Genomic DNA, 26,998 nt, shown 5'->3' with positions numbered 1-26,998 from the left:
CTTTGTGCGGATTTCGGATTTTCTCGGAAAATGGCGAAAAAATGAGTATAATCGCCCACTTTCTATTCCTTAAACCCATTATTCGCATGACAATCACTCGGAATCTTTTGTTGATCCTGTTGTTTTCACTTCCTGTTGTTACGTTCGCTCAATCCGATCGTATGCCGAATGTCATCTACATCCTAGCTGATGACATGGGCATAGGAGATGTTTCAAGCTACAATCCAGATTCAAAGCTTTTTACAACGCATATCGATCGATTAGCCGAGAACGGCCTTAAATTTACCGATGCACATACGAGTTCCGCAGTCTGCACGCCCACCCGCTACGGAATACTTACTGGAAGGTACAACTGGCGCTCCACCCTGAAAAGTGGGGTTTTGGGAGGATATTCTGCTCCGCTGATACCCAACGATCGGCTTACGGTCGCTTCCATGCTACAAAAGGCTGGCTACCATACCGCTTTTATCGGGAAGTGGCACCTTGGATGGGATTGGTCATTTATGGAATCTTATCAAACTATCGATAACCTGGACCGCAATCTATCGGTGGATTACAGTAAGCCGGTTTTAAATGGGCCAAAGGAACTTGGCTTCAGCTATTCTTACGGCTTCAGTAGCTCACTCGATATACCTCCCTATGTATACGTGGAAAATGGCCGGGTGACTTCTCCTCCGAATAGAACCACGGTCAATGTAGACGATAAAGGTTTTTGGCGGGAAGGGCCCACAGGGGCAGATTTTGACCATACCCTTTCCCTAAGCCATTTGACGGATAAGGCCATTTCGTATATCGATCGGCATGCGGCGGAGCCCTTTTTTCTCTATTTTCCACTGCCGGCGCCCCACACCCCCATTTTACCTTTAACTGAGTTTATGGGAAAAAGCAACACCAATATGTACGGGGATTTTGTATTGCAGGTGGATGATGTGGTAGGCCGAATCACCCAAGCCTTGGAGGAGCGGGGCCTGCTCGAAAACACTATCCTGATTTTCACCAGTGATAACGGGTGCTCACCCCGTGCCAACTTCCCGGAACTGGCCCGGGTAGGACATAATCCTAGTTTTGTTTATCGAGGTCACAAGGCGGATATTTACGAGGGTGGACACCGGGTTCCGTTTGTAGTCCACTGGCCGGCAGGAATCACCAAACCTAGAAGTACCGATGCCCTCTTATGCACGACGGATTTGATGGCTACGCTGGCAGACTTGACCGGGTATGCGCTCCCTAACGGGACGGCGGAAGATAGTTTTAGTTTTTTGAAGTTGATTCGGACCGGCGGGGAGGTTGAAGTCCGCCCTTCTGTGGTTCATCATTCCATTGAAGGCCGCTTTGCAATCCGAAAGGGCCCCTGGAAGCTTATCCTATGGCCGGGATCCGGTGGCTGGAGTGCGCCCCGTTCCAATGAAATAGAGGGATTGCCTGAGATGCAGTTGTATCGACTGGATCAGGATCCTGGAGAGCAGGTCAATTTGATTGCCCAGGAGCCGCAGCGTGCAATTCAACTGAGGGAGGAACTGACCGGGTTAATCAGGAAGGGGAGAAGTACCTCCGGAGAAAAGGTTTCCAATGATGGGCCGGAAGTTTGGGAACAGCTCGGCTGGATGGAAGATTGACATTATCCGTTACGAGCGGTTGGTAGCGGGTATCTTTGGAAGGTTAGGTGGTGTTTTTTTTCGTAGATTTAGCCCAATGCAAAGCTAGAATCTTGAAACCGATATGATCACCAGAAGAAACCTCTTGAAACGGCTTTCCGCTCTGCCAGTAATGGGCGGTTTGTTTGGCACCCAATGGGCAATTGGGAAGCCTTCCCATGCAGCCGCCGCCCTGCCCGCGCGTAATGTCATCCAGGAAATGGGACTCCGCACCTTTATCAACGCAGCAGGCAATTATACCTCCATGACGGCGTCGCTGATGCCGTCCGAAGTGATGGGCGCCATTCAGGAAGCGTCCAAACATTATGTGCTGTTGGACGATCTACAGGATGCAGTGGGGGCCAAAATTGCGAAACATTGCCATGCCGAAGCGGCCATGGTTACCGCGGGTTGTTGGTCGGCACTGGTGCTCGGCACTGCGGGAGTATTGACCGGTACAGATACCAAAAAAGTGGCCCAACTGCCCTTCTTAGCCGGTAGTGGGATGAAATCGGAGATTATCCTACAGAAGTCGCATGCCAACGGCTATCATCATGCTTTGACCAATACAGGTGCAAAGCTAATCCTGATCGAAACAACGGAAGAATTGGAAGCTGCCATCAATGAACATACTGCCATGATGTGGTACCTCAACCGGGAAACTCCGGTAGGGCAAATCAAGCACGAAGAGTGGATTGCGATCGCCAGAAAGCACGGAATCCCCACCATGAACGATATCGCGGCCGATGTTCCTCCGGTGGAGAACCTTTGGAAGTATAACGACATGGGTTTTGACTTGGTGGCTATTTCCGGTGGAAAGGCCCTATGTGGTCCGCAAAGTGCCGGAATTTTGATGGGGAAAAAGGACCTAATTGCTGCCGCAAGACTGAACGCGCCACCTAGGGGTGGTAATATCGGCCGAGGAAACAAAGTGAACAAGGAAGAGATCATTGGTATGTTGGTAGCCTTGGAGACCTTTATCAACCGAGACCATCAAGCCTACTGGAAGGAATGGGAACGAAGGGTGGCCCTGATTGCCCGTGAAATTGAGGGGATAGAAGGCTTCCGTACTGAGACGTTCATTCCGGAAATTGCCAATGAAAACCCTACTCTCAAAGTGTCTTGGGACAAGGATAAGGTAGCGCTAACCGGGGCCCAACTGGGCGATCGATTACGAAAAGGCTCGCCTTCCATCGAAACCATTTCCTGGGAAGGACAGGATTATTTACGGGTGGCGGTTTTTACACTCAATAAGGGAGAAGAAAAGGTAGTGGCAAAACGACTAAGAGAAGAGTTGCAGGCCGCTGTGTCATAGTTTTGCCCACCACCGGGATTGACAATGATAGCTGCGGCTCCCGGAGAAGAGCAAAAATGTGCGATCCTTGTAGGTGACTTTAGATAAGCCCTTATTTGTAGGGCTCTCTGAATCCCTTATCTTTGGCTTTATCCATCAACCCGAAATTAAGCCCAATGAACCGAAGAAAATTTTTGGAAACCAACAGTAAGGTCGCCGTATTGGCTCCTTTTATTCCTACGTGGCCAGGCATTGGATCCGAGCAATCAAATTCCTCTCAGCCTGCAATGCCTGACTGGATGGTTCAGCTCATAAAGCAAAATGATCAAAGCCTAAAATCCATTCTCAGCCGTACAGAAACCGATCCGACTTCCTCCAAGTATGGCTCGGTGACGGACGGGGTAGGGATGGTCACCGCTCACTCGGTCACCTCGCTTATCAAAACAGGGTTGAACGCCTTGTTAAGCGAGGGATCTGCCTATCGATCGGATCCCGACCTGGTATCCTTAATTGGTGCAGCTACCTCCGTGTTGCTCGGCTTGCAACATGCTGATGGAACGGTCGATTTGGTAACCACCAATTTTCACTCCACACCCGACAATGGGTTTATAGTCAAATGGTTGGCGCCGGGTTATCGGCTGCTAGCTGCTAGCAGTGTGCCTCATAGAGAGCGAATTACCAAGCCTCTTTGGACTTTTTTGGAGCGTGCCGGTGAGGCACTAAAAGTGGGCGGTATCCACACACCCAATCACCGTTGGGTGGTATGTTCGGCATTGGCAGAACTGTACAAAATCAATCCTGACCCCGGGTACCGCAAGCGCGCCGAGCAATGGCTGGCCGAGCGCATTGATTTGGATCCGGATGGGCAATACAACGAACGGAGCAGCTATATCTATTCATCACTGAGCAACCGGGTGCTGATCAGTACTGCAAGGGGCTTCGATATGCCGGAGTTGCTGGGGTATGTGCGTAAAAACCTGGAAATGACCTTTTACTACATCCACCCTAATGGGGAGATCGTCACCGAAGCTTCTGGAAGGCAGGACAATTCCATCGTGGGTTTTTTGGAAAATTACTATTATCCCTACAGGTACTTGGCACTAAAGGATCAGAATCCTCAATTTGCCGCGGCCTGTAGGTTAATCGAGCAAACGGCCTTTTCTAAAGTCACCGGGTTTCTACACTATTTTTTGGAAGATCCTTCGTTGTGGCAGGAGCTTCCCAAATCCACACCTTTACCGGTATCCTACTCAAAACTGTTTTCCCATTCTGGCTTGGCCAGGATCCGAAGGGGTGACTTCGATGCCTCCATTCTGGCCAATTCAGCAGCCTTCTTTAACTTTCACAAGAAAGAGGCGGTATTGCAGGGGATCCGTTTTGCCAGTGCCTTTTTTGGCAAAGGGCAATTTGTGAGTGAACACATCGAACAGCGCGACGGGAAGTTTGTACTCGAAAATTCGCTTCAAGGGCCCTATTATCAGCCACTTCCGATCGAGCACCTGCCCGACGACGGAGACTGGGAGAAGATGCCTCGTGCGCTTCGTCCTCAGTCGGAAGTCCAGCAATACCGAGCGCAGGTTGTCATCAGTGAAGTGGATGGGGGCTTTGCATTGGATATTGAAATCGGCGGCACAGACCATGTTCCTTTTGCCCTTGAGTTTATTTTCCGGCCGGGTGGAACTTTCAGCGGCGTGGAAGCACATCCTTCGCTTCCAGATGTTTACTTCCTAAAAAGCGAGATGGGGACGTACAAGGCCGGCGAAGATACCATCACGTTTGGTCCAGGGCACCACACTCATCAGTGGGTCGACATTCGCGGCGGATTACCACGTACCAGTTCGCCCACGGTCTATTTGACCGGTATGACACCCTTTCGGGAGCGCTTTTTGATCACGTAGGCGGTACCTAAAAAGAAAATGGGGCCACTGAAAATTTTTTTCAGTAGATAAAAATATTTTTGTAATAGTAATAAACACTTAATTATATACAAGGAGTTAGCGATATAATAGCACGAGGAAGCGCAAATGCTTATGAGGTCGGTTACGGAAAAGCTTGTTTGTTAGGTACATGCGTACTTGTTATGTTTGTTGGAAGCGTCATCTATAGAGGGAGGTAATCACTATGCGGGTGAATTCGATTACATTTAAGTGGATTTATTTGATTCTGGTTTTTCTTGGAGTAGTAGCACTTGTACTCTTCTTTGCCAGTGGACTATACGCTTATCTCACAGCTGCATTTTCCTTTGGATTAGGAGCATGGGGAATGAGGAGGGGCAAATTGTAGATTGTTTAGGTTAAAACACATTAAGAAATTGATTCACGTAAAGCGCATTTAGTCCAGATTGTTTATCAAGAGTTTGTATTTTAGAACAACAGATTATTTATTTCGAGTGTAACGTTAGAGAAATGGATTGTTTGTCAAAAAAAGAGGCTGTCCGAAAAGTCGGACAGCCTCTAATCAGTTGTTTTTTTCTCCAAAATTGGTAATTTGGAGTTGCACAAAAAAGCAACTATGGCCAAGTTAGTTTTTAAAAACCAGACCGGCAAGACCCCCGAACTTTTCCCGGTCAACATTTTTGACAGAATACCCGATAACCATCCCGTACGTCTGGTGGATTCGGCAGTAGGCTCGCTGGATATCAGTGAGATAATGAAGATGTACAAAGGTGGCGGCACCTCCGCCTACCATCCCAGGATGATGATCAAACTGCTGTTTTACAGCTACCTGTCCAACGTGTACTCCTGCCGGAAAATCGCCAAGGCGCTCACCGAGAACATCCACTTCATGTATATTTCGGGCAATTCCACGCCCGACTTCAGGACCATCAACGACTTCAGGGGAAAGATATTGAAAGACCACATCGAAAGGCTGTTCGCCGAGGTGGTGAAGATGGTTGTCGGGATGGGCTATGTGAGCCTTGACGTGCAATACATCGACGGCAACAAGATCGAGGCAAGATCCAACCGGTATACCTTCGTCTGGAAGGGATCGGTAGAGAAGTACAAGGAAAACTGGAAGCGAAGATCGGCAGCGTCCTTTCAGACATCGAAAGCAGCATCCAGTCCGATAACCGGGAAACCAACAAAGAGGAGCTTCCCAGGGAGATCAATTCCGAAGAACTGAGGGAAAAACTGGCCGAGCTGAACAGAAGGCTGAAAGAACCTACAAAAAAGCAGGAAAAGGAGCTGCGCAAGCTCCAGGAAGAGCACCTCCCCAAACTGGAAAAATTTGAGGAAGACCTGAAGATCCCGGACCGGAGGAACTCTTACAGCAAGACCGACCCGGATGCCACCTTTATGCGGATGAAGGACGACCACATGAAGAACGGGGAGTTAAAGCCCGCCTACAACGCACAGATCTCGACTGAAATCCAGTTTATTACACATGCTTCCATCCACCAGACACCGGGAGATACCACCACGCTGGAATCTCATCTGGAAGGCTTTGAAGAGGCCTATGAAAAGCAAAGCTCCGAATTGGTGGCCGATGCCGGTTACGGCAGTGAGGAAAACTATGAAATGCTCGGGAAAAAGGGGGCGGCGGCTTATGTAAAGTACAATTACTTCCACAAAGAGCAGAAAAAGAAAACAAAGAGCAACCCCTTTCTTCCCCAGAACCTGTTTTACAACGCGAAAGGGGACTTTTATGTGTGCCCGATGGGCCAAAGGATGGAAAAGACGGGAAGCGGCAAACGGGTTTCGGCCAACGGGTATGAATCCCGGGTCACTTACTACCAGTCACGGCGGTGTGAAGGGTGTCCGCTGCGGGGGCTGTGCCACCAGGGGCAGGGGAACCGGAAAATTGAAGTAAACCACCGCCTAAATGAGCTCAAGGCAACGGCAAGGGAGCTGCTGACCAGCGAGAGGGGACTCATCCACAGCAGCAACCGGCCGATAGAGCCCGAAGCGGTGTTCGGCCAGCTGAAAAGCAACAACAAGTTTAACCAGTTCACATTCAACGGGTTGGAAAAAGTCACCATGGAGCTTATGCTGATGGCGATAGGCCATAGCTTGCGGAAGCTCGTAGCGGCAGCCGTTTCTCCGGCCAAAACTGTCTTCACGTCTCCAAAACCGGCTTGCATAACGCTACATTTGGGTGAAAATCACTCTTTCTTTCCATCCATGCCCCTATACATTGGAAATTCAAACTTTTCCGGGATATCCGGAAGACTGGCCGCATAAAAAAAGGCTGCCCTTTTCGGACAGCCTCTTTTTCTAATTGTGGGAGAGGGTTTGGTTCTCATGTTAGTACATTTTGAACCAGTTGTTTTTTCTTGACATAGGTTTTTATAGTTCCTAGCCAAATGAGGGTTGCTTACTGGGAATGAGTTCGACTAACCTGATGTTTACTTGTTGAGATATTTCAATCTGTGTAGAAGTCAGTGGAGGTCAAGCTCCGGCATTTATGGATTTGACGCTACCAAGTAGGGATTGAGCTTAAGTTTTTCCACAATGTAGTTAATAGCGAGCTGACCCTTCACGGAATTTCCAGCTTCATCTAAAGGAGGAGAAACTACTGCTATACCGAATTTCCCAGGGACAACGGCTATCAATGCACCGCCAACACCACTTTTTCCAGGCAACCCGGTTTGGTACAACCATTTTCCCGAGTTTTCGTAAAGCCCCGCCGTAGCCATGACCGGTAGTGTGTAGGAGACTGCTTCAGCAGAGACAACACGTTTATTGGTGATCGGGTTGATTCCTCCGCTTGCCAAGGTTGCTGCCATCGTAGCCAGGTCACGAGCGTGTACACTGAGTGCGCATTGCCTCGTATAGATATCTACTGATTGATCGGCATCAAAGTAGATTTTATTGTATGCTTTCAGAAGGTGTGCTTGCGCTACGTTTCGTTGGTTGTCGCCTGCTTCACTAATGTAAACCGGTTCATCTACTTCAAGCGTTCGTCCTGCAAATTCCGATAATTTGCTAACAATAGCCTCCCATTTATCATTTGCTGTCTCACCATTTACCAAGCTCGTAGTAGCGATGGCACCTGCATTCACCATAGAGTTAATACCCGACTCTCTATTGATCTCCATGGCAATGATAGAATTGAACGGAAAGCCCGTAGCATTGGCACCTACGTTTTCTTTGATTACAGCCGGACCTGATTGATTCAAAACAAGTGAAAGTACAAAAGCTTTGGATACACTTTGAATGGATACTTGTGAAAAATGGTCTCCCGCTGAGTAAATGTTTCCATCAGTATCTACCATGACAATGCCGAAAATAGAGGAATCGACTTTTGCCAGTTCTTTGATGTAATCCGCGTTTTTCCCTTCTTGGATGCCTTTAAACTCACGGTAAGCTTGTTCCACTACTTGTTGGATTTCTTGTTGGTTTTGGGCAATCGAAGAAAAGCTGATTACCCAAAAAACTGCGATAGCAAGTATTTTTTGAATGTTCATATCGGTTAATTAGTTTTAGAGAAACGATACACGAAATTTGCCTGTATTTTATTGATAGCAAAGAAGTTTCCCTGAGCTGCTGGTAATTCAAACTCTGGTGCTCCGGCAAAATTTGCATTCTGTCGGTTGGCATGTTGATATTCAAGTCCAAAGGATATTCCCGGAATAGGCCTATGAATTAGCCCAACAGTCAAGTAGCTGCCACTCTGAAAGGATGTACTTAGTTGCGATTCAAAGGTTTGGTTTACAACTCGGGAAAAAGCAACTGTTGAGCTCAGTGTTTCTGCTAACGTAATTTCACTTGCAGCCATAACAGCGTAGAAGGGGATAGCAGCCCCGTTGATAGGAGTGATTACATTTGTTGGGTTTGCCTTTACCCCTACATCGGCCGTACCGTCATTCAAAAAGTTTTGAATTCCCCTGCCTGTAACGACGGAACCCAAAAGTCTTATTTTACCAGTCGGGTTGATGCTTCCTGATATGTTGATCCCATAGCCCCAAGTTTCACCCGAAAAATCGCTCGCAGGTGTACTGCCTCTATCAAACCATGAAATGTACTTTGTAACCCATCCAGCCTGAAAATGACCATGCTCGAAATTTCTTCTGTAGTGGAACGTCAATGCGGGTAGTTTGTTGGTAAATACTATGTCGGAGAGTTTTTCTCGAAATGTGAAGTCTTCACGGAAGGGACCCAAATCTGAACTGGCCGAAGGATTTTCCAACCCTATTTGAACTTGAGATTTCTGGGAGTCTACGACTTTGTAACTCACCTGAATATTTCTTAACAGAACCATTCCATTTGGTCCGAAAAATTCAACCGTATTTGGTACCACACTCCCATCCATAAAAACGGAGTTTCTTTTTCCAAATGTCCATCTGTTCCATTCTGCATAGGCATTAAAAACCCGAAAAAATGTTTCTCCTGCATTGCTTCCTCCACCTACTAGATCCAACTCAAAACGCGTAATTAAATCCCCCTTTGTGGTTGCCTGCCGCGTGTTAAAGCCAACCCTAGAAGGTCTCACACTAATAGAAAATAATCCATTGTCTGCAAACGGCCTGCCTGAATCATCCAATACTCGCGTTGGTCTTAACATTTCCGCCCAATTGGGATCTGATGATTGAAAATTATAGGTAGTTATGAACCAAAACATTCCCGTAAATTCAACGTCTATGGGTGGTTTGTTTTGACTTTTAGCAGGAAAAATTAAGATTATAGACAACAATACAGCAATTATCCCTGTAGAAGAAATTTTCATGATGAAATAAATTTTAAAAGTTCCTAAAACGTTAAATTTATATGAGGGTTTAACCTATCCCTGATTAAAATGTTTGAGGGTTTTCTGGAATATTTTTTGCCCTCTTTAAGACAAAAAGGGACGCAAGTACGTCCTGAAAGCAAAACCAACTGTATTAACTACCTTTTTTATGTTGAGTATCATCATTTGTTCGGCAAACCCGGATCTCCTTTCTGAGGTAAGCCGAAACATCGACGAAACCGTAGGAATCCCGTATGAGATCGTGGCCATCGATAACCGTGTCAATCCCAAAGGTATCTGCGAGGTGTATAACCGGGGTGCCGCCAATTCCAAATACGATTACCTGTGCTTTGTGCACGAGGACGTGAAATTCGCCACGTCAAACTGGGGCGCCAAGCTCGTGGAGGCACTGCGCAGACCCGAAATCGGTTTGGTGGGGATTGCCGGGGCAGCCCATAAGCCGAAAATCATGTCGGGCTGGGGTGCCGAAGGCTTGCGCGAACGGTTTGTAAAAATCAACCTGGTGCAGCATTTCAAGCGCGAACAGCGTGAACCCATCCATCAATACTTCAACACCGAAGGGGAATCCTTGGCCCGGGTGGTCGTCGTGGACGGCGTGTTTTTGGCCAGCCGTAAGTCCGTGATCCTGGAAATTCCGTTCGACGAGGCGTATTTACGCGGGTTTCATGGCTATGACATTGATATTTCCCTGGCGATCGGAGAAAAATACCAAGTTGCGGTGCTCTTGGATATTCGGTTAGAACATTTTTCAGAGGGCAGTTTGGATGCTGAGTGGGTTGCCAGTTCCTGGAAGGTCCATGAAAAATGGGCCCATAAGCTACCCAAAACGGTGGTGCCCATCACCAAGCGAGAACGCATCAATTGCGAGAAGCGAACCTACCGCCACATTATCCGAATTCTTAAGGAGAATGGGGCCTATGGTCTTGCCTGGAAGGTGCTGCATCGGGGAGAGCTTATGCAGTTGAATAAGCTGACCTATCTGAAAATGTATTATAGCTATGCAAAGGGCTATTTGGGGTCATTTAGGAGAACTTAAACAGCGACTTGGCTTTCAATCCCCAGATTTGGCGAAACACAAAGCCGAAACCATGGTAGGATTTCTTTTTGGGAATCTGAACCAAACTGCGCTGGTGCTTCCATACCAAGTATCCAAATGCAGGGTTTACCAAGTTGTGTGTACGGTTTTTTGCAGCGTTCCAAAGGCTATTGGCCAAGTGTGACGCTTCGTGACCGGACGCAGCTGCGCATAGGCGAAACCATTCGTTTTCCCGCAGCATCCTCGTTTGGGTGATTTGATAGCGGCTTTTTGGTTTTCGGAACCCCAATACGTCCGTGGCGTTCTCTTCGTGGCGCCGGTGCATCACTAGCGGCTCGGGCACATAAGCGATTTGTCCTCGCGTGCTCGCCATAAAGGCGAGGTAGTGGTCGTAAACTCCCAGCGAGGGAAATGGTAAAGTGGTTTCCAGCAGGGATTTTCGCACCATCAAGGCATGTCCCGATACGCAGTTGAAGAAAAGGAACGCTTGAGGGTTTGATCCAGAAATCATGGTAAACTCGTCAGACATATACCTTCCCAGGCTTAGGCCGTCTTTATTAACAAACAGCGAATCGTGGTAGATCAGCAAGTTGTCTCCGATTTGTGAGACGAGTTTTTCCACCTTGCTGGGCTCCCAGATATCGTCCTGATCGGAAGGGCAGACAAAGGTACCAAGGCAAAGCCCCAGTGCTTTTTCAAAGTTTTTCTGGTACCCGAGGTTTTCAGTGTTTTGAAGTACCCGAAGCTGGGGAAATCGTATAGCATACTGATTGGCCAATTGCCAGGTTCCGTCCGTGGACCGATCATCCACCAGTACAATTTCCAGTGGGGTATAGGTTTGACGGAGCAGGGATTCCAATTGTTCCGCAAGGTATTTTTCTCCGTTGTAGGTGCAGATTGCTATGGAAACCAACGGGGTTTGTTTGCTCATGATTGGGCAAATTGTTGCATATCGATCAGCCGGGCATAGAGGCCCTCTTTGAACAACAATTCCGCATGGGTACCTTCTTCCACGATCTTGCCATCATCCAATACCACAATCCAGTCGGCATTTTGGATGGTAGACAGACGGTGGGCAATGACCAGGGTGGTTCGGTTCTTCATGAGATTGTTTAGGGCTTCCTGTACCAGCTTTTCAGAGGCGGTATCCAACGCAGAGGTAGCCTCGTCAAGCAGCAGTATGGAGGGGTTCTGCAGTACAGCCCTTGCAATGCATATCCGTTGTTTTTGTCCACCCGATAATTTGACTCCCCGATCACCCATGTTAGTATCATACCCTTTGGGGGTTTTGGTCACAAACTCGTGGGCGTTGGCGATTTTGGCTGCATGAATGATGTCCTCCATGCTAGCCTCGGGCTTGCCAAAAGCGATATTATTGCGAATGCTGTCATTGAACAGGATGGACTCCTGATTGACGATACCGATGTGGGAGCGAAGGGAGTGGGTGTTGATCTTACTGATAGGAATATCATCGATCATAATGATCCCTTCGGTTACTTCCAAGAAGCGGGGTATTAGGTCCATCAAGGTGGACTTCCCTCCCCCAGATGGCCCCACTAGGGCAACGGTTTTTCCTTTCGGAACCGTCAGGTGGATATTTTTTAGGATGGCTTTTTCCCCGTAATGAAATCCAACCCCTTGCATTTCGATGTTTTTGGTAAATTCCTCCAAAATGACCGCTTGGGGATCGTCGGTAATGCTGGGTTTCTCATCGATCAGTTGTAGCACGCGTTCGCCGGCGGCAATACCCGAATGGATGGTACTGAACGACTCGGTGATGGCCTTGGCAGGCCGCATGATCTGTGAAAAAATGGCGATGTAGGTAATGAATTCGGCGGCAGAGAGGGCGGACTGATTGGTCATCACCAGGGAACCACCATAGAGTACGATGATGGCAACCATGGTTACGCCAAGGGTTTCGGAAACGGGCGAAGCCAGTTGCTGGCGGTAAGCCATTTTGCGGCCTAAGTTGGAATAGGCGACGTTTTCGCTGTGAAATTTATTTTTTATCCGTTCGGTGGCATTGAATGCTTTTATGATCTTGATGCCGGAGAGGGCCTCGTCCAGCAGGCTGATCATCATCCCGTAGCGCTGCTGCGCATCGGTGGCCTGTTCTTTTAAGCGTTTGACGATCCGGGAAATGATAAATCCCGAAATTGGTATCACCAGCATGGCAAAAAGAGTCAGTTTGATCGATATGGCAAACAGGATAAACAGGTAGGCAAGGAGCTGAAGGGGTTCCTTAAACAAGACCTGTAGGGTGCTCGTCACGCTAAACTGCACGACCTGCACGTCTGAAGAGATTTTGGAAATGATATTCCCTTTTCGCTGACTGTTGAAATACTCCACCTGCAGGTCCATCACGTTGTCAAACACCCGCTTGCGGAGGTTGAGCAGCGTATGAATCCGGAGATTTTCCATTACCCTCTGGGAAAAATAGCGGAAAAAATTGCTTAGGAATACCGAAAGTACGATCACCACACAGACTACCTGAAGTGCACGAAAGGGGCCAAACTCGTGGTGTATGTAGTAGGTGTAATAGTCGAACTGCCCCATAATGTCCGTCAGGGAATCGGGCTTTTCTACCGCTACGTTTCCGCCCTCTTTGAACAGCGTGTTTAGAAGTGGTGCAAGCAGTGCAAGGTTCAGGGTATTGAACACGACCGCCAGCAGGGTCATGATCAAATAGGGGATGGCGTATTTTTCGATCGGTTTCGCAAAGGAAAGTAGCCTAAAATAGGTGTGCATGATAACTACCTGCGGTTACAACCATACCAGTTTTTTCTTCGGCAGGGTCTTTTTTACTTGTTTTTGAAGGTCAAAAATAGACATTTGGCGGTTATGGGCCTTCATCAAATGACTAAATTTTTCCTTGGAGGAGTAGATGGCTTCCAATCGGCCGATAAAGGACATGTAGCTTTTGAGGTACCAAAACTGTCCCATCAGCAGTTTCGGGAGCAATTCCAGAAGCAGCACTTGTACAAACCAAAATGGCAGCATATGGGTTTCTAAGTGGATGGCGTGAACCATAAACCGGTTTCGGAAATAGATCTGCTTTACTTGTTTTTTGAGGCATTGGGTCTTGGTGGTAAAGGAGCCTCGGTGGTAGCAGGTGGATTGGTGCTCGTAATAGCACATCCATCCCAGTCGCCAGGCACGTAAGCCCAAATCCAAGTCTTCGCTGTAGTAGGGTGAGAAGATCTCGTCGAAGCCGCCCAGTGTGCGCATCTTTTTGGCGTCGATCAGGGCATTTGCCCCCGATAGAAAGGCGGTAGGCGTTTGGCCATTTTCGTCCCGCTGATAAAAAAGCTTGTTGGTCTTAAATTTTAAGCCCACGTTTTTAAGGGAACGGGCAGCTACCTCAATTTTTTGGGAGTCCATTTCCAAGATTTTACCCATTACTCCAAATGTGTCCCCGTGCTCGAAGTACTTCCACTGATGCATGAAATAGTCGGGCGTAAGCTTGACATCCGAGTTGAGGAAAAACACCAGTTTGTGTCGTGCAGCATGCAGGCCTTGGTTGCAGGAATGGGAAAAACCGCTATTTTTTTCATTTTGTAACACGATTATCCAGGGATACCGGGCGCGGAGAAAATCCACGGAGTTGTCGGTGGAGGCGTCGTCTACTACGATGATTTCGTAAGGGGTGTCGGCAACTTCCAGGGCATTTATGGTAAATGGCAGGTATTCTTCCAGCAGGGCTTTCCCGTTAAAGTTCGGGATAATGACAGAAATGGACTTCTTCATCACAAAATGGGTTAGCAAATAAAGTTGGTTTCTCCCGAGACGTAGCCTGCACCGCAAACGCTACAAGCGAGGGGAAATATTTTGGCAAATGCTAACCTAGCCCCATATAGAAGGCACCGGCGAGAGAGGGGTACATGTGAGCATGTTTTGGTTCGGAATGGATATTCCGTTATTCCCGTTTATTGACGGCATCAAAGGGAATGCTAGAAGGTTTGGCGTTTGAAGGTTCGGTTAATTGCTACGTAGTTCATGCTGAAGGATTTACTGGACGCCAAGTTCATATAATGGATCATGGAGCGTTGTCTAAATAATCTATAAAAAAGCCTTCCCCTAGCAAAAGAGGAAGGCTTTGTTGAATTTACATTCGGGTTGATCAGAGCGGTCGTACGGAAGTAGTACCTGACTGCATGATTTCTTCGAATACGCGCATAAAATTTCCGCTCCAGATTTTTTCAATGTCTTTCTCGGAGTAGCCACGCTTTACCAGCTCAATGGTGATGTTTTTTATCTCGCTGATATCATAGCAGTCGGCAAGTCCGCCACCACCGTCCAAGTCCATGCCGATGCCCACGTGTTCGATGCCCACCAAGTTAACAATATGATCAATGTGATCTACGTAGTCGGATACGGTGGCCAGATCGGCTTTGTATTTTTCACGGATCTTCATCATTTCCGCCCGGTACTCGTTCCGGCGTTCGTCACTTAGTTCCTGCATGGGGCCGAATGCCTCCCGTAGGGCCTCCATCTCGGCATCGCGTGTAGGGTTCGGCTCGGGGGTTTTTACGTAGGCACTCAGGGCATTTACCTGCACCACGCCTCCGTTTTTGGCAAGCTTCACGATCATGTCGTCTGTTAGGTTACGAGGGTGGTCACAAAGTGACCTTGCAGAGGAATGGGTAGCTACGATGGGTGCTGTACTGATTGCCAGCACGTCGTAAAAAGCCTCATCGGAAATATGGGATACATCGATCATCATACCCAATCGGTTCATTTCTTTGACTACTTCCTCTCCAAATTCACTTAGCCCGCCGTGTTCGGGACCGTTGGGGTCGGTGGAAGAATCACAGATTTCATTATTGGCACTGTGACTTAGGGTGATATATCGTGCGCCCATGTCGTAAAACTTGCGGACTTTGGTGATGTCGGTCCCCAAGGGGTACCCGTTTTCCATACCGATAAAAATGGCCATTTTGCCTGCCTCCGCGATGGTTTTGAAGTCCTTCGGATCGTGGGCAATCGCCAGTTTATCCCCGTTGTCTGCGACTGCTTGGTGGATTAGCTCGAAATATCCGGTCATCTTTTCGTCCGCAGCCACGTGGGAAGCGCTGTCCCGAGGGCCTTGTCCCAAGTAGGCCACCATAAACAAGCCGTTTAATTCGCCCTTTTCCATGCGCGGGATGTCTACCTGAGAGCCGGTTTTCCAGGGATCATGCTCTTCCCGCAGGTCAAATCCCGGACGGGCCATCTGAAGTGGCGTATCGGCGTGAGTGTCGATTTTCAGTACCCGGCTATGGATGCTGTCAGCGATTGCCATTAGGTCAGGCTCTTTTTCACAGGAAAAGCTGACGGCGGCTCCTGATATCAGCAGTCCGGTGGCCAAGGTTTTCCCCCAGATGGTTGTTAGTGGTTGTTGGTTTTTCATTGTATGAAGTGAATATTGGTTGATGCCGCTAAGTTACAAGATGAAATCATTATTAAATAAGCGCAGCGAAAAAAAGGTGAGGAGAACGTTGGATTGAATCTTTGTGGTCGGATTATTTGTTTGATGAACATATGTAGTTTGCCTAAAGAGTATATGGAAAGAAATCATGGTTAGAAAGACTTGGATTGAAAAATTTCAGGTAGAAAAGCATCCGGAAGTGAAGCAAGAAGGCATTCCAAAGGCTTTTTAATCACATTTATATGCCCTAAAAATGGATATCCAACATCAAGAAAGCAACAACAAAGGGAGTTTTTTCATAGAGCAAGATCAGCAGATCCTAGGAGAAATGACTTACAGCAAGGCAGGAGAATCGCTGATAATCATTGATCACACCGAGGTAGCTGATGCATTGCGAGGTACAGGTGCAGGAAAGAAATTAGTATGGGCAGCAGTCGCTTGGGCCCGGAAAAATGGCCTTCAGGTAATACCGCTGTGCCCTTTTGCCAGGACAGTGTTTGCGCAAAATCCCGAAATGGGAGATGTCTTAAAGCGATAGAATCGAATCAAAAATTGTAAAGCAGGTCATCGCACAGCAACGATTTCCCGAAAGTATGCTGCTTCGTCGCATTTATAATCAATTGGTTATCCCCTAATGCGCTTTATCCTGTTCTTTCGATCATTACAAACCAGGGCGTTTTTTTTAGGTTGCGGGGCATTTTTGTATGGCGATGATAGGTTACTTATATTGATCATTTAGTCCTTTTCCATCAAGGATTAGTGGGAGGCATTTCTCTAGTCGGGTTGTCCGTGTCTTTTCTTGCTTGGGGGAGCTTATGTATCCAACGTACTCCTTGCGTTTGTAGGGGCTGAGGCTTTCGAAATTTTCCAGAAGTACCGCATCCTGTTCCAGTGCCGTCGCTAGCACCTGTGGGATCTCTAGGCTATCCGATTTCTCTGGCGTCCAGCGCTTTCCTTCATTTTCCAATTGGATCGCTTCTTGGAGATAGTCCATAATACCTGCTTCATCGATCTCTTCGGCTGACTGAAACCTCCATTGCCGCATGGCTTTGGTTTTGCCTTCTTGGGCGCTGACCAGTACGCCCTTGGGATCGGAAAGAAACACCCCATTGTAGAACCAAAGCCCAAAATAGGATTTGAATCCGGATATTCCTACGATGTTTTTTCCCTCAAGGGTATAGACATCCATTCCCCATTTAACGCTGTGCGCCAAGGGAGTTTGTTGGATGATTTCCTTTAGCTGATTGATTTCTTCTTGCCAGATTGTTGCTTTTTTCATTTGGTTGCATTTGTAGAGGCACGAAATAATTATCCACATCCCCAAAATAGGCTACGAAATCCACGCATATTCGGGATTCTTGTCCGTGTGTGCTTAAGGTAGCGCAAATGCCACAAAGCTGTCCCCACTGGGTGTTCCAATCCTATTGGCTCCACCCGCCGCGATCACCACAAATTGCCTTCCGTCCACCTCGTAAATAGCGGGAACCGCATAGCCACCGGCCGGTAACTTGTAACTCCAAAGCACCTCTCCAGTAGCCGTATCGAAGGCCCTGAACATCTCGTCAGCTGATCCTCCCACAAAGACTAATCCCCCTGCCGTGGCTACACAGCCGCCAAAGTTTTGGGTACCCTTACCCGTGATGCCCCGCTCCACGAGTGCCGGATAGTCACCTAATGGAACCTTCCAATCCACTTTCAGTGTGTTCAGATCTATGGCATTCAAACTGCCCCAGGGCGGCTTCGAGGCAGGAAAGCCCTCTTCATCCAGAAACAAACGGAAACCCGCCATTACGTATTTATCCACCACAGCGGCCTGTTCGGTTGCCTTTCCGGGAGGGATTTTGCCATCGATCACAAAGGAGACCAACGAGTCCAACTGCCGGTTGTCAAACTGGGTAAATGCAGGCATCACCCCTTTGCCACCGCGGATAATACGTCGGATTTCTTCCTTACTATGCCGTCCTTCCACGCCCAGCAACGAAGGATATGCTTCTGCTAGTCCCTTTCGGTCAGCACCGTGGCAGTTGGAGCAATTCAACATATAGGTATGGTAGCCCGAAACCACCTCGTCATTGCTTTCACTTGTCGGGGCCACAGCCTTCAGCTGCAAAATCATGGCCAACTCGTTGACGTTGGCATAAATTCGATTATGTACCGGGTCGTAGGAAATACCACCCCAAAGGGACCCACCCCTTGTGGCGGGCATCGTCAGCGTGCCTTCTATGCTCGGAGGGGTATACATTCCTTCATTTCGGTATTTTTTTATTTCGTTTCGGGCATAGGCGTTGGCTTCTTCCGAAATATCCGTCAAGTAGGTACTGTCCATCCCCTGAGGTACCAATCGGATTCCCTGGTTAAACTTTTGGGTTGGATGCGTACGTTCTCCGGGAACATAGGAAGCGGGTACCGGACGTTCCTCCACTTGTAACAGAGGCTTTCCCGAATACCTATCCAATAATATCAGCTCACCCATTTTGGTGGGCTGCACCAACGCCTTAACCTGTTTGCCTTCCACCGGGATAGTCACTAGAGTAGGCGCACAGGGCAGATCGAAGTCCCACACGTCATGGGTAACTGCCTGATAATGCCATTGCCGCTCCCCCGTACGCGCATCCAATGCGATTACACAGTTTCCAAAAAGATTCTCGCCCAAGCGGTTGCCGCCATAAAAGTCATAGGTAGGTGAACCAGTAGCAACAAAAACCCATCCTTTTTCCTCGTCCAAGCTCATGCCTCCCCAGTTATTGGTGCCTCCGTAGTTCTCACCTTCCATCCATTCCCAGGTATCGTGCCCGAAGTCTCCTTCTTGAGGAATGGTATGAAAAATCCAGGCCAGTTCACCTGTTCGGGCATGATAGGCCCGGACGTGGCCTGGTGAGGCATTATAGCCCTCCCCGGTGGCTGATCCAATAATGAGTAGTTCACCAAATAGGATTCCTGGAGTTGATAGCGAGATAGATAACTTGGCGGGATCTGTCCCGAGATTTTCCCGCAAGTCGATTTTTCCTTTCTGCCCAAATTCGGCTACCAATGCGCCGTTTTTTGCGTTTACAGCAAATAGATAAGGTCCTGCAGGCATGAAAATCCTTCCATCGGCACCGTCATCGAAATAGGTGACTCCTCGGTTTACACCAGAACCTTCGTTAAAAGACGAAGAGGAAAACCTCCAAAGCTGCTCCCCGCTGCCCGCGTGCAAAGCAATAAGATCCAGCTTCGGTGAGGTCACATACATGGTGTTGCCCACCACGATGGGGTTGCACTCCATTGGTGTCCGTGGCCCATTGTCCCCGGTATGAAACTCCCACGCAGGTTCTAATAGATGCACGTTTTCACGGGTGATTTGGCTAAGCCCGGAATATTGGGCAGCCTCCTTGGAACCTCTGTAGGTTTCCCATTTGTCGTAGCTTCGACTGGCCTCCTGTTGACAAGCGCTAAGCAGCCATGCTATGCTAATCGTTCGGGTAAGTATTAGGGAAAATTTTCGCACGATACAGTTTTTTTATTAGTACACGATCAGAATTGATCTTTCCTGTTTTTCCACGTCCATAAGTTAGTAAAAATTCGGATAGGTATTACTTAGTGTACAGGTGTCGGGAATTTTCGTTAATTCCACGAATATAGATCTCTCTTACATCCCGGATCCAATGCAGGAAACCTTCCCGGTCGAGCATAACTTCACTTATCGTCTTATTCAACATTTACGTACAACCTGTTTGATTTTGAAGCAGTGGTACGAGGTCATTCCTTTGCAATGTCTTTCATAAAAGATACTAAGGCGCATTGTTTGGGAGGAAAGGCCACTCGGGATCCTCGTCTCTAGCTTGGTCCATCAGTTGGATAAGTCTCTGGACAATTTCTTCATTCGTTGCTACCAAGTTTTCGGTTTCCCCGGGGTCATTTGCCAGGTTATACAGTCGCACTGATGTACTATCCGTTTTAGCATTCAGACGGATTGCTTTCCAATCTCCCTGACGGATTGCCTGCTTACCTCCCTGCTCGTGAAATTCCCAATAGAGGAACTTATGGGAGGGCTGTTCCGCTCCCCGAAGCGTCGGTACAAAGGATAGCCCATCCAACGAGTCAGGAACCTGTACTCCGGCAATTTCTGCCAGGGTAGGAAAAACATCCCAAAATGCCGAGGGATGGTCACTTCGTGAACCTGCCGCCACCACAGCCGGCCATCGTGCCAACATAGGCACCCGGATCCCGCCTTCGAATAGATCGCGCTTATATCCTTGAAATGGGCCATTGCTGTTAAAGAAGTCCGGATCGGCACCGCCCTCTCTGTGTGGGCCGTTATCAGAAGTGAAAATAATCAACGTATTATCCGCTATTCCCAATTCGTCTAGGAGGTCCATTATTTCACCTACCTGATCATCGAGTAGGGTAACCATCGCCGCAAAGGCCGCCCGTGGCTGGGGTTGAGAGCCATACCCCCCTACTTTAAACCGGGGATTTTCTAAATCGTCAATACCTTCGAAGGGTCTTTCAGGCTCAAATTTGCTTTTATACCCTAGCGCACTTTCTGGCGAATCTTTTTCTAAAAACCGCATCATATACTCCTCCGGTGCAAAAAGCTCCGCATGGGGAATTACAGAAGGCACATAGAGAAAAAAGGCGGTGTCCTTGTGGGTGCGAATAAAATCCAAGGTTTTTTCGTGAATTAAATTGGGTGCATACAATCCTTGGGCAACCCCTTCGTTTTCTGGAAGCTGCACAAGCTGCTCATCGTGATTCAGTTCCCAAGGGTAATAATTGTGGGCGACGGTTTGGCTGTTGTAACCAAAAAAAGTATCAAAGCCTTGCTTTAAGGGGTCGCCTGTGCTTCCAGGGTATCCCAATCCCCACTTTCCAAATGCGCCGGTTACATAACCTGCTTTTTTCAGCATTTTAGGAATGGTCATCGCATCCTTCGGCAAGGGAAACTGACCTCCGTTCATACCGCGATTTCCACGCACCTGGGTATGGCCGGTATGCAAGCCTGTCATAAGAGCAGACCTTGAGGGGGCACACACCGTGGTACCTGCATAGTGCTGGGTAAATAGCATCCCTTCTTTTGCCAATCGGTCTAGGTTTGGCGTGTAAAATTTTTCCTGCCCATACACCCCCACATCTCCATAGCCTAGGTCGTCGGCAAGGATGTAAATAATATTGGTAGGTTTCAAGGCAACTTCCGGCTTATTACAGGCCGCAACAAGCGCTGCGATCAATAGGAATGTAATCAATAGAGGGCTTTTCATACGTATCGACTGTTACTGAGGAGAATATAGACCAGTATCGCCCGCTTCCCATTCAAGTAGTAGCTTCTCGACCAAATCGGGCCTTTGTTGAGCGATGTTAATTGATTCGTAGGGATCTTCCAAATGATCATACAGCTCCACGTCCGGCTGCTGTTCCCTAAAATAGCGTGTAAGCCGGTACCGGTCTGTCCGCATGCTGATGCCTTTATTGAAATAACTAAACGATCGATTTTTCCTGTTCAGGTCTTCGCCCTCTTGGATTAATGTGCCTAAAGACTGCCCATCTAATGGAAAATCCACCGACAATCCACATAGGTCAGTCAGGGTGGGGTAGACATCCACGGAGCTAACCACTTGATCCAAGCCAACCCTCCTTGGTTTGGAACCCGGATGCCGAATAATCAACGTGCTACGTAAGGCAACGTCAAAGACAGTATGTTTTCCCCAAACCCGATGATCCCCTAGATGCCAGCCGTGATCCCCCCAAACCACAACCAACGTATTCTCCGCCAAGCCTAGCCGATCCAGCTCATCCAACACCTTGCCGATTTGGGCATCCACATAACTGACGGATGCATAATAGGCATGAATCAGTTTACGCGCATAATCGTCGGAAATTCCTGCTTCTAAACTGGCCTGCTCATCCCCTAGTTTATACTGATTAAATTCCCCCATCCGTTGAAGGCTCGCAAGATGTACGTTTTTTGGCAAATCCTTAAAGGGGGACAAGGGGATACGGTCCCGCTGATACAAATCCCAGTATTTCTTTGGCGCAGTGAATGGGAGATGGGGCTTAAAAAAGCCCACCCCCAAGAAAAAAGGGCCAGCCTGATTGCTTAGTTCTCTTAGCTTTTCAGTGGCGATATCGGCCATGATCCCATCGGGATACCCACGGTCATCGACATCTGCCATTTCGTAAGGGGGCACCTGTCCTTCCATTTGTTGGCGGTTGGATCCATCCGCATAGCCAAAAAAGGCATTCCAGCCAGTACCCCATTTGTCGGGGTCAAACAAAAACTCATCCCAGCTATGGGGCATTTCCGGTTTGGCTCCCTCGGGCGACTCCCGGTAACCATACAGCAATCCATCCACCGAGTGGCTAATCTTACCGATACCCACGGTGTGATACCCGTTTCGCCGAAAATGGTGGACCAAACTCTCTGGGACGGCACCTTCGGGTTGGTCTGAGATGAGCTTTTCTAATGCCGCATTACTCAAATGTTGGGAGGTTTTGGGAAGTAGTCCGGTAAGGATACTGCAGCGGGAAGCTCCACAAGTGGGTACTTGTACGAAGTGGTTTTCAAACAAGGTTCCTGTTGCCGCCAATCGATCCAAGTGGGGAGTTTGAATATAAGTATTCCCGTATGCCCCAATTTCCGGCCGCAGGTCATCTACGGCGATGAATAACACATTCATTTTTTGAGGCGGATCTTCTTTACAAGAAAAAAGCGATACAAGCGCCAACAACAGCGAGAGATTGAATTTCATTTAGTATAGTAGATTTGGTTTGTGATTTTGCTGCCAGCGTTTTTGTTAAGCCAACGAATTTTCCAGCAAAGGAGAATGGTCAGCCTTCACTGTAACGTTCCTGGAAATTACGCCACGCCTGCATTGAATGGCGGAGTGCCTCTTTACAGTCTTGCTGAATGCCGAAGCACTGCAGGCCGAATATCCCCTTGTACCCTTGGTCTTTTAGATATTGGACAAAGCGAAAGGTGTCAAAACTGCCCTCGCCTAATGGCTGTATGAGTCGATCCCAACCCATGGCTTGCGTATCACCACCGTCTGCACCGTGTATGGAAACCATTTTCAGGTGGGGAATCAGTCCTTCCACTTTTTGCTCCCAGCCCGATTCTCCCTCGACCTTAAGTAAATGACAGAGATTCAGCGTCATCCCAAATCGGGGATGGGCTACTTTTTTTACCAAATCCAACGCATGGGAAGTTTTTTCGCAATAAAAGGCGTAGTGGGGATAGATGCCTAAGTGAATTTGGTATTCCTCTGCCTCCTGTGATAACTCTTTAAACGTTTCCACAAAAAGCTGATCCACGTTTGCATCGGGGGTTACAAAATCATCTGCGTGTATGTGCAGGGCAAACAGGACCTCTGTACCTCTGAAAAGACCCATCATGGTACGCCAGTTTTCCGGTAGTACTATTTTTCCCTCTTTTAGGTAAATGCCGATATATATTTCTGGTAGCTGTAGGTTTTTGGAATCCAATGCTTGTTTGAGCGCGACCAAATCTACGGATTCGTGGCCTCCAAGTCCTTCATATCCCAATGCACCGATTACATCTACCTGTTCTGAAGTGCTTTCGGGACAATCCAACATAGTGCGCATGCAGTTACTGAACGCATAGAAGGTGTTGTCCAGCGTCTTAGGGGAGTTACAGGCGGCAATGGCTGCCGTAAATAGAAAAACCAAATATTTATTCATGAATTAAACATACAATAACATATTTTTACTTCCTAACACATTTACCGAAAAACCGTATCCCATTCTCGAACGGAAATCCATCGACACAAATCCAACGCAGCATGTCCAACGCGAAACCGACAAATGAAACCAAAACCGAAACCCTACCAAGTAGCGCCGCCGGATTTCCCTCCATCTCCTCGGTAGCCTACCGAATATGGGAGGAGACCTATGTGGGCCGTGGTGTAAAGACGTTGTTTAAGCTAAATCAACCCAAAGGATTTGATTGTCCGAGCTGTGCATGGCCGGATCCAAACCCAGAGGATGTTTCTTCCATAGCCGAGTATTGTGAAAACGGTGCAAAGGCTGTTGCGTGGGAAATCACCAAAAACCGAGTAGATGCCGCTTTTTTTCAAAAACACAAGGTAGCGGAGCTGATGGCAGAAAGTGACCATTGGTTGGAGAAACAAGGGCGCCTCACAGAACCTTTGATGCTACGGCCAGGAAGCGATCAATACGAACCAGTAAGTTGGGAATGCGCCTTTTCGGAGATCGCAAGCCACCTGCATCGTTTGGAATGTCCCGATGAGTCTATCTGGTACACCTCCGGCCGCACTAGTAACGAAGCTGCGTTTTTATACCAGACCTTTGTACGTATGCTTGGCACCAATAATTTGCCTGATTGCTCAAATATGTGTCATGAGGCCTCTGGGGTAGCCTTAAAGCAAACCCTTGGAATCGGAAAAGCCTCTGTTACACTAGAGGACATCCACCAGGCAGAGGTGTTGATGGTTTTGGGTCAAAACCCCGGCACCAATGCACCAAGGATGTTGACCGAACTGCAAAAGCTCAAACGGTCAGGCGGGAAGATTATCGCTGTAAATCCCCTTCCGGAAGCGGGGTTGATGGGGTTTCGGCACCCGCAGAAGCCTTGGGAGTGGATAGGTAAAGCCACCCAGTTGCAGGATATCTACCTTCCGGTGAAGATCAATGGAGATCTGGCCCTGCTTAAGGCATTGCAAAAGATGCTATGGGAAGCCGAGAAAGAACGGCCAGGTGAAATTTTTGACCAGACATTTATTAAGTGCCATACTACGGGCTACGAACAACTTGTCAGTCAGCTGGACGCCTTATCACTGGATGACTTAATTCAGGCTTCCGGCTTGCCGGAAAGGGCGATTCGGGATGCCGCCGGACTGATGATGCATTCCAAGCGAATCATCATCGCTTGGGCCATGGGTATAACTCAGCAGCGAAATGCCGAAAGTACCATCCGGGAGATCGTTAACTTGCTGCTGCTTAAGGGAGCGATAGGAAAGCCTGGTGCGGGGACGCTGCCAGTACGGGGCCATTCTAATGTACAGGGTGATCGGACGATGGGTATTTGGGAAAAAATGCCGGAAGCATTTGGGGCCAAATTGGGCAAAGCGTTTTCATTTCAGCCTCCACTAAAGGAGGGATTCGGAACGGTTCAGTCCATACAAGCCATGCGGGAGGGCAGAGCTCGCGTGTTTTTTGGTATGGGAGGTAACTTTGCGCTTGCAGCACCAGACACCGAGTTGGTAGCTGAAGCCCTAAGGAACTGTGAATTGACCGTGCACGTTTCTACGAAGCTTAATAGAAGCCACCTTATTCATGGGAAAACAGCTTTAATCCTTCCATGCCTGGGCAGAACCGAAGAGGATCTTACCGCTAATGGACGACAGTTTGTAAGTACCGAAGATACGGCCGGAAGGGTGCGGATGTCGATGGGCGATCTTCCTCCAGTATCCCCTCGATTAAAAAGTGAGGTGGCGATCATTTGTGGCATAGCAAGAGCAACCTTTGGCGTGAACCACTCCACCCCTTGGGAAGAGTATGCTGATAACTACGACCTTGTCCGAGACAAAATTGAGGAGGTGATTCCGGGATTTGAGCACTATAACGAACGTATAAGGCAGTCCGGAGGGTTTTCTCTGCCCAATGGTGCAAGGGATCGGAACTTTCAGACGCTAGACGGAAAGGCACAGTTCACGGTTAACCACGTACCGACGCATGCTATAGAAGCCGATCGCTTTATCCTTATGACACTGCGAAGCCACGACCAGTTCAATACGACCATTTACGGAAACGATGACCGTTATCGAAACATTCGGGACAGCAGAGAGGTGGTGATGATGAATGCAGATGATATGAAGCGGAAGGGGTTGAAAGCAATGGACCGAACCCGTATCATCAGTTACTTTCAAGGCAAAATACGCCAGCTAGAGGGATTTTCGGCCATTCCTTACGACATCCCCCCGGGTTCCGCAGCAATGTATTTTCCGGAGGGGAACGTATTGGTGGCTTTGGACAGCCACTCACCCGAAAGTCACTGCCCGGCATCCAAGTACATCGAAGTCAGTATCGAAAAATTCACTCCATGACCAAATTGATTGCACCGGTGAAAAAAATACCCGTTTACAAGGTGAGGAAAGAAGCTCTTCCGGCGCGAGCGATGCCGGACTTGGTGGCTGTGGAAGAGCCGCTTCAAATCCGGATAGAATGGGAGGGTTCGGGTCGTTGGCACGAAAAAAGCCTGTACGTCACCATGCGCACCCCAGGGAATGACTTCGATTTGGTAATGGGTTTTCTATTGGCGGAAGGGATTGTTCAGAAGTTGGACCATGTCCTCTTTATGCGGTACTGCAGGCGCGTAAAGGAAACCGAAGAGGGAAACGTTGTAATTGTGCGATTGGCTCCCGATACGGTTTGCGATTTGAGCCACACCGATCGAAATTTCCTTTCAAACGCTAGTTGCGGCGTATGCGGAAAATCCAGTATAGATGCTATTTACGGAAGGTTGGCCCAGAAGACCATTTTTACGAATTCGGCTATTTCGTCCGAGGTAATTTTCCAATTAAGCACGTTTTTGGATCAGGAACAAACTGGATTTAAGTACACAGGAGGACTGCATGCGGCCAGTTTGTTTGATCTATCGGGCAAGGGGCTGCTTATTCGGGAAGACGTGGGTCGCCACAATGCATTGGATAAGCTGCTTGGGGCCGCTTTTCGGGAAGGTTTGCTGCCGAGTGCCTCTCGAGTGGTTTTGTTAAGTGGAAGAGTGAGCTTCGAGCTGGTACAGAAGACGGCGGTTGCGGGTGTTTCTGTGTTGGCTGCTATTGGCGCACCCAGTAGTTTGGCTATCGAACTGGCTCAGAAAACTGGGATCACCTTAATCGGTTTCCTAAAAAGCGACCGGTTCAATTGCTATACCTATCCCGAAAGGATACATGAAGTGGGTTGAAAAAATAGTAAATAATTCC

At 48.2% G+C, this 26,998-nt stretch carries 18 protein-coding genes and 1 pseudogene; 8 read left to right on the top strand and 11 right to left on the bottom strand.

Annotated elements, in window-relative coordinates; genetic code table 11:
• Positions 1–41: 41 nt before the first annotated feature.
• From IAQ59_RS03660 to IAQ59_RS22710, 4 genes and pseudogenes are all read left to right on the top strand, one after another.
• Positions 42–1,616, top strand: coding sequence for a sulfatase family protein (locus IAQ59_RS03660; RefSeq protein ID WP_245189407.1), 1,575 nt, complete (start codon positions 42–44; stop codon positions 1,614–1,616).
• Positions 1,617–1,719: 103 nt separating this feature from the next.
• A complete protein-coding gene (locus IAQ59_RS03655) occupies positions 1,720–2,949 on the top strand; it encodes an aminotransferase class V-fold PLP-dependent enzyme (protein ID WP_209329411.1) in 1,230 nt (409 codons plus the stop codon).
• Between the two features lie 155 nt (positions 2,950–3,104).
• The gene (locus IAQ59_RS03650) at positions 3,105–4,826 is read left to right on the top strand and encodes a hypothetical protein (protein ID WP_209329410.1); all 1,722 of its coding nucleotides are present in this window, start codon (positions 3,105–3,107) and stop codon (positions 4,824–4,826) included.
• A gap of 613 nt (positions 4,827–5,439) precedes the next feature.
• A pseudogene (locus IAQ59_RS22710) lies at positions 5,440–6,956 on the top strand (IS1182 family transposase); the annotation flags it as partial.
• 374 nt (positions 6,957–7,330) lie between these two features.
• Here IAQ59_RS22710 and glsA read toward each other — a convergent pair.
• On the bottom strand, positions 7,331–8,335 hold the full coding sequence (gene glsA / locus IAQ59_RS03640; RefSeq protein WP_209329409.1) for a glutaminase A: 1,005 nt from the start codon (positions 8,333–8,335) through the stop codon (positions 7,331–7,333).
• Positions 8,336–8,340: 5 nt separating this feature from the next.
• The gene (locus tag IAQ59_RS22280) at positions 8,341–9,594 is read right to left on the bottom strand and encodes a DcaP family trimeric outer membrane transporter (protein ID WP_245189404.1); all 1,254 of its coding nucleotides are present in this window, start codon (positions 9,592–9,594) and stop codon (positions 8,341–8,343) included.
• A gap of 169 nt (positions 9,595–9,763) precedes the next feature.
• Between IAQ59_RS22280 and IAQ59_RS03630 the strand changes: the two genes are divergently transcribed.
• Positions 9,764–10,651, top strand: a complete 888-nt coding sequence (locus tag IAQ59_RS03630) for a glycosyltransferase (protein ID WP_209329408.1) — start codon at positions 9,764–9,766, stop codon at positions 10,649–10,651.
• Here IAQ59_RS03630 and IAQ59_RS03625 read toward each other — a convergent pair.
• The 4 genes from IAQ59_RS03625 to IAQ59_RS03610 form a co-directional block, all read right to left on the bottom strand.
• Positions 10,638–11,582, bottom strand: a complete 945-nt coding sequence (locus tag IAQ59_RS03625) for a glycosyltransferase (RefSeq protein WP_209329407.1) — start codon at positions 11,580–11,582, stop codon at positions 10,638–10,640. The two genes, IAQ59_RS03630 and IAQ59_RS03625, sit on opposite strands and share 14 nt — an antisense overlap.
• The gene (locus IAQ59_RS03620) at positions 11,579–13,399 is read right to left on the bottom strand and encodes an ABC transporter ATP-binding protein (RefSeq protein ID WP_209329406.1); all 1,821 of its coding nucleotides are present in this window, start codon (positions 13,397–13,399) and stop codon (positions 11,579–11,581) included. Before IAQ59_RS03620 ends, IAQ59_RS03625 begins: the two co-directional genes overlap by 4 nt.
• Positions 13,400–13,414: 15 nt before the next feature.
• On the bottom strand, positions 13,415–14,398 hold the full coding sequence (locus IAQ59_RS03615; protein ID WP_209329405.1) for a glycosyltransferase family 2 protein: 984 nt from the start codon (positions 14,396–14,398) through the stop codon (positions 13,415–13,417).
• Between the two features lie 373 nt (positions 14,399–14,771).
• A complete protein-coding gene (locus IAQ59_RS03610) occupies positions 14,772–16,040 on the bottom strand; it encodes a dipeptidase (protein ID WP_245189403.1) in 1,269 nt (422 codons plus the stop codon).
• Between the two features lie 271 nt (positions 16,041–16,311).
• Here IAQ59_RS03610 and IAQ59_RS03605 point away from each other — a divergent pair, with 271 nt between their 5' ends.
• Positions 16,312–16,596, top strand: a complete 285-nt coding sequence (locus IAQ59_RS03605) for a GNAT family N-acetyltransferase (RefSeq protein ID WP_209329404.1) — start codon at positions 16,312–16,314, stop codon at positions 16,594–16,596.
• Positions 16,597–16,776: 180 nt separating this feature from the next.
• Here the strand turns inward: IAQ59_RS03605 and IAQ59_RS03600 are convergent, their stop codons facing one another.
• The 5 genes from IAQ59_RS03600 to IAQ59_RS03580 all read right to left on the bottom strand — a co-directional run bounded on the left by IAQ59_RS03600 (position 16,777) and on the right by IAQ59_RS03580 (position 23,735).
• Positions 16,777–17,337: a YdeI/OmpD-associated family protein gene (locus tag IAQ59_RS03600; RefSeq protein WP_209329403.1), complete on the bottom strand. Its 561-nt coding sequence runs from the start codon at positions 17,335–17,337 to the stop codon at positions 16,777–16,779.
• A 93-nt stretch (positions 17,338–17,430) separates the two neighbouring features.
• Entirely contained in the window at positions 17,431–19,545 is a 2,115-nt protein-coding gene (locus IAQ59_RS03595; RefSeq protein WP_342450679.1) for an outer membrane protein assembly factor BamB family protein, read from the bottom strand.
• Positions 19,546–19,828: 283 nt separating this feature from the next.
• Positions 19,829–21,298: an arylsulfatase gene (locus tag IAQ59_RS03590; protein ID WP_209329402.1), complete on the bottom strand. Its 1,470-nt coding sequence runs from the start codon at positions 21,296–21,298 to the stop codon at positions 19,829–19,831.
• A 12-nt stretch (positions 21,299–21,310) separates the two neighbouring features.
• A complete protein-coding gene (locus tag IAQ59_RS03585; RefSeq protein WP_209329401.1) occupies positions 21,311–22,786 on the bottom strand; it encodes a sulfatase in 1,476 nt (491 codons plus the stop codon).
• Between the two features lie 79 nt (positions 22,787–22,865).
• Positions 22,866–23,735: a sugar phosphate isomerase/epimerase family protein gene (locus IAQ59_RS03580; RefSeq protein WP_209329400.1), complete on the bottom strand. Its 870-nt coding sequence runs from the start codon at positions 23,733–23,735 to the stop codon at positions 22,866–22,868.
• 101 nt (positions 23,736–23,836) lie between these two features.
• Between IAQ59_RS03580 and IAQ59_RS03575 the strand changes: the two genes are divergently transcribed.
• The gene (locus IAQ59_RS03575; protein ID WP_209329399.1) at positions 23,837–26,119 is read left to right on the top strand and encodes an FdhF/YdeP family oxidoreductase; all 2,283 of its coding nucleotides are present in this window, start codon (positions 23,837–23,839) and stop codon (positions 26,117–26,119) included.
• Positions 26,116–26,979, top strand: a complete 864-nt coding sequence (fdhD, locus tag IAQ59_RS03570; RefSeq protein ID WP_209329398.1) for a formate dehydrogenase accessory sulfurtransferase FdhD — start codon at positions 26,116–26,118, stop codon at positions 26,977–26,979. The genes IAQ59_RS03575 and fdhD overlap by 4 nt, the downstream gene beginning before the upstream one ends.
• The last annotated feature ends 19 nt before the right edge of the window (positions 26,980–26,998 follow it).

The organism is Lunatimonas salinarum, assembly GCF_017811155.1.
GTDB lineage: Bacteria > Bacteroidota > Bacteroidia > Cytophagales > Cyclobacteriaceae > Lunatimonas > Lunatimonas salinarum.
The sequence above is the reverse complement of the archived record's forward strand: the minus strand, read 5'-3'. Positions and strand labels throughout refer to the sequence as shown.

Bases quoted from the DNA above. Each gene is read 5' to 3' on its own strand.
- IAQ59_RS03660 (WP_245189407.1), top strand. From the start codon at position 42: ATGAGTATAATCGCCCACTTTCTATTCCTTAAACCCATTATTCGCATG.
- IAQ59_RS03610 (WP_245189403.1), bottom strand. From the start codon at position 16,040: ATGAAAAACCAACAACCACTAACAACCATCTGGGGGAAAACCTTGGCC.
- IAQ59_RS03655 (WP_209329411.1), top strand. From the start codon at position 1,720: ATGATCACCAGAAGAAACCTCTTGAAACGGCTTTCCGCTCTGCCAGTA.
- IAQ59_RS03575 (WP_209329399.1), top strand. From the start codon at position 23,837: ATGTCCAACGCGAAACCGACAAATGAAACCAAAACCGAAACCCTACCA.
- IAQ59_RS03650 (WP_209329410.1), top strand. From the start codon at position 3,105: ATGAACCGAAGAAAATTTTTGGAAACCAACAGTAAGGTCGCCGTATTG.
- IAQ59_RS03600 (WP_209329403.1), bottom strand. From the start codon at position 17,337: ATGAAAAAAGCAACAATCTGGCAAGAAGAAATCAATCAGCTAAAGGAA.
- IAQ59_RS03615 (WP_209329405.1), bottom strand. From the start codon at position 14,398: ATGAAGAAGTCCATTTCTGTCATTATCCCGAACTTTAACGGGAAAGCC.
- IAQ59_RS03590 (WP_209329402.1), bottom strand. From the start codon at position 21,298: ATGAAAAGCCCTCTATTGATTACATTCCTATTGATCGCAGCGCTTGTT.
- IAQ59_RS03620 (WP_209329406.1), bottom strand. From the start codon at position 13,399: ATGCACACCTATTTTAGGCTACTTTCCTTTGCGAAACCGATCGAAAAA.
- IAQ59_RS03585 (WP_209329401.1), bottom strand. From the start codon at position 22,786: ATGAAATTCAATCTCTCGCTGTTGTTGGCGCTTGTATCGCTTTTTTCT.
- IAQ59_RS03630 (WP_209329408.1), top strand. From the start codon at position 9,764: ATGTTGAGTATCATCATTTGTTCGGCAAACCCGGATCTCCTTTCTGAG.
- IAQ59_RS03625 (WP_209329407.1), bottom strand. From the start codon at position 11,582: ATGAGCAAACAAACCCCGTTGGTTTCCATAGCAATCTGCACCTACAAC.
- glsA (WP_209329409.1), bottom strand. From the start codon at position 8,335: ATGAACATTCAAAAAATACTTGCTATCGCAGTTTTTTGGGTAATCAGC.
- IAQ59_RS03580 (WP_209329400.1), bottom strand. From the start codon at position 23,735: ATGAATAAATATTTGGTTTTTCTATTTACGGCAGCCATTGCCGCCTGT.
- IAQ59_RS22280 (WP_245189404.1), bottom strand. From the start codon at position 9,594: ATGAAAATTTCTTCTACAGGGATAATTGCTGTATTGTTGTCTATAATC.
- fdhD (WP_209329398.1), top strand. From the start codon at position 26,116: ATGACCAAATTGATTGCACCGGTGAAAAAAATACCCGTTTACAAGGTG.
- IAQ59_RS03605 (WP_209329404.1), top strand. From the start codon at position 16,312: ATGGATATCCAACATCAAGAAAGCAACAACAAAGGGAGTTTTTTCATA.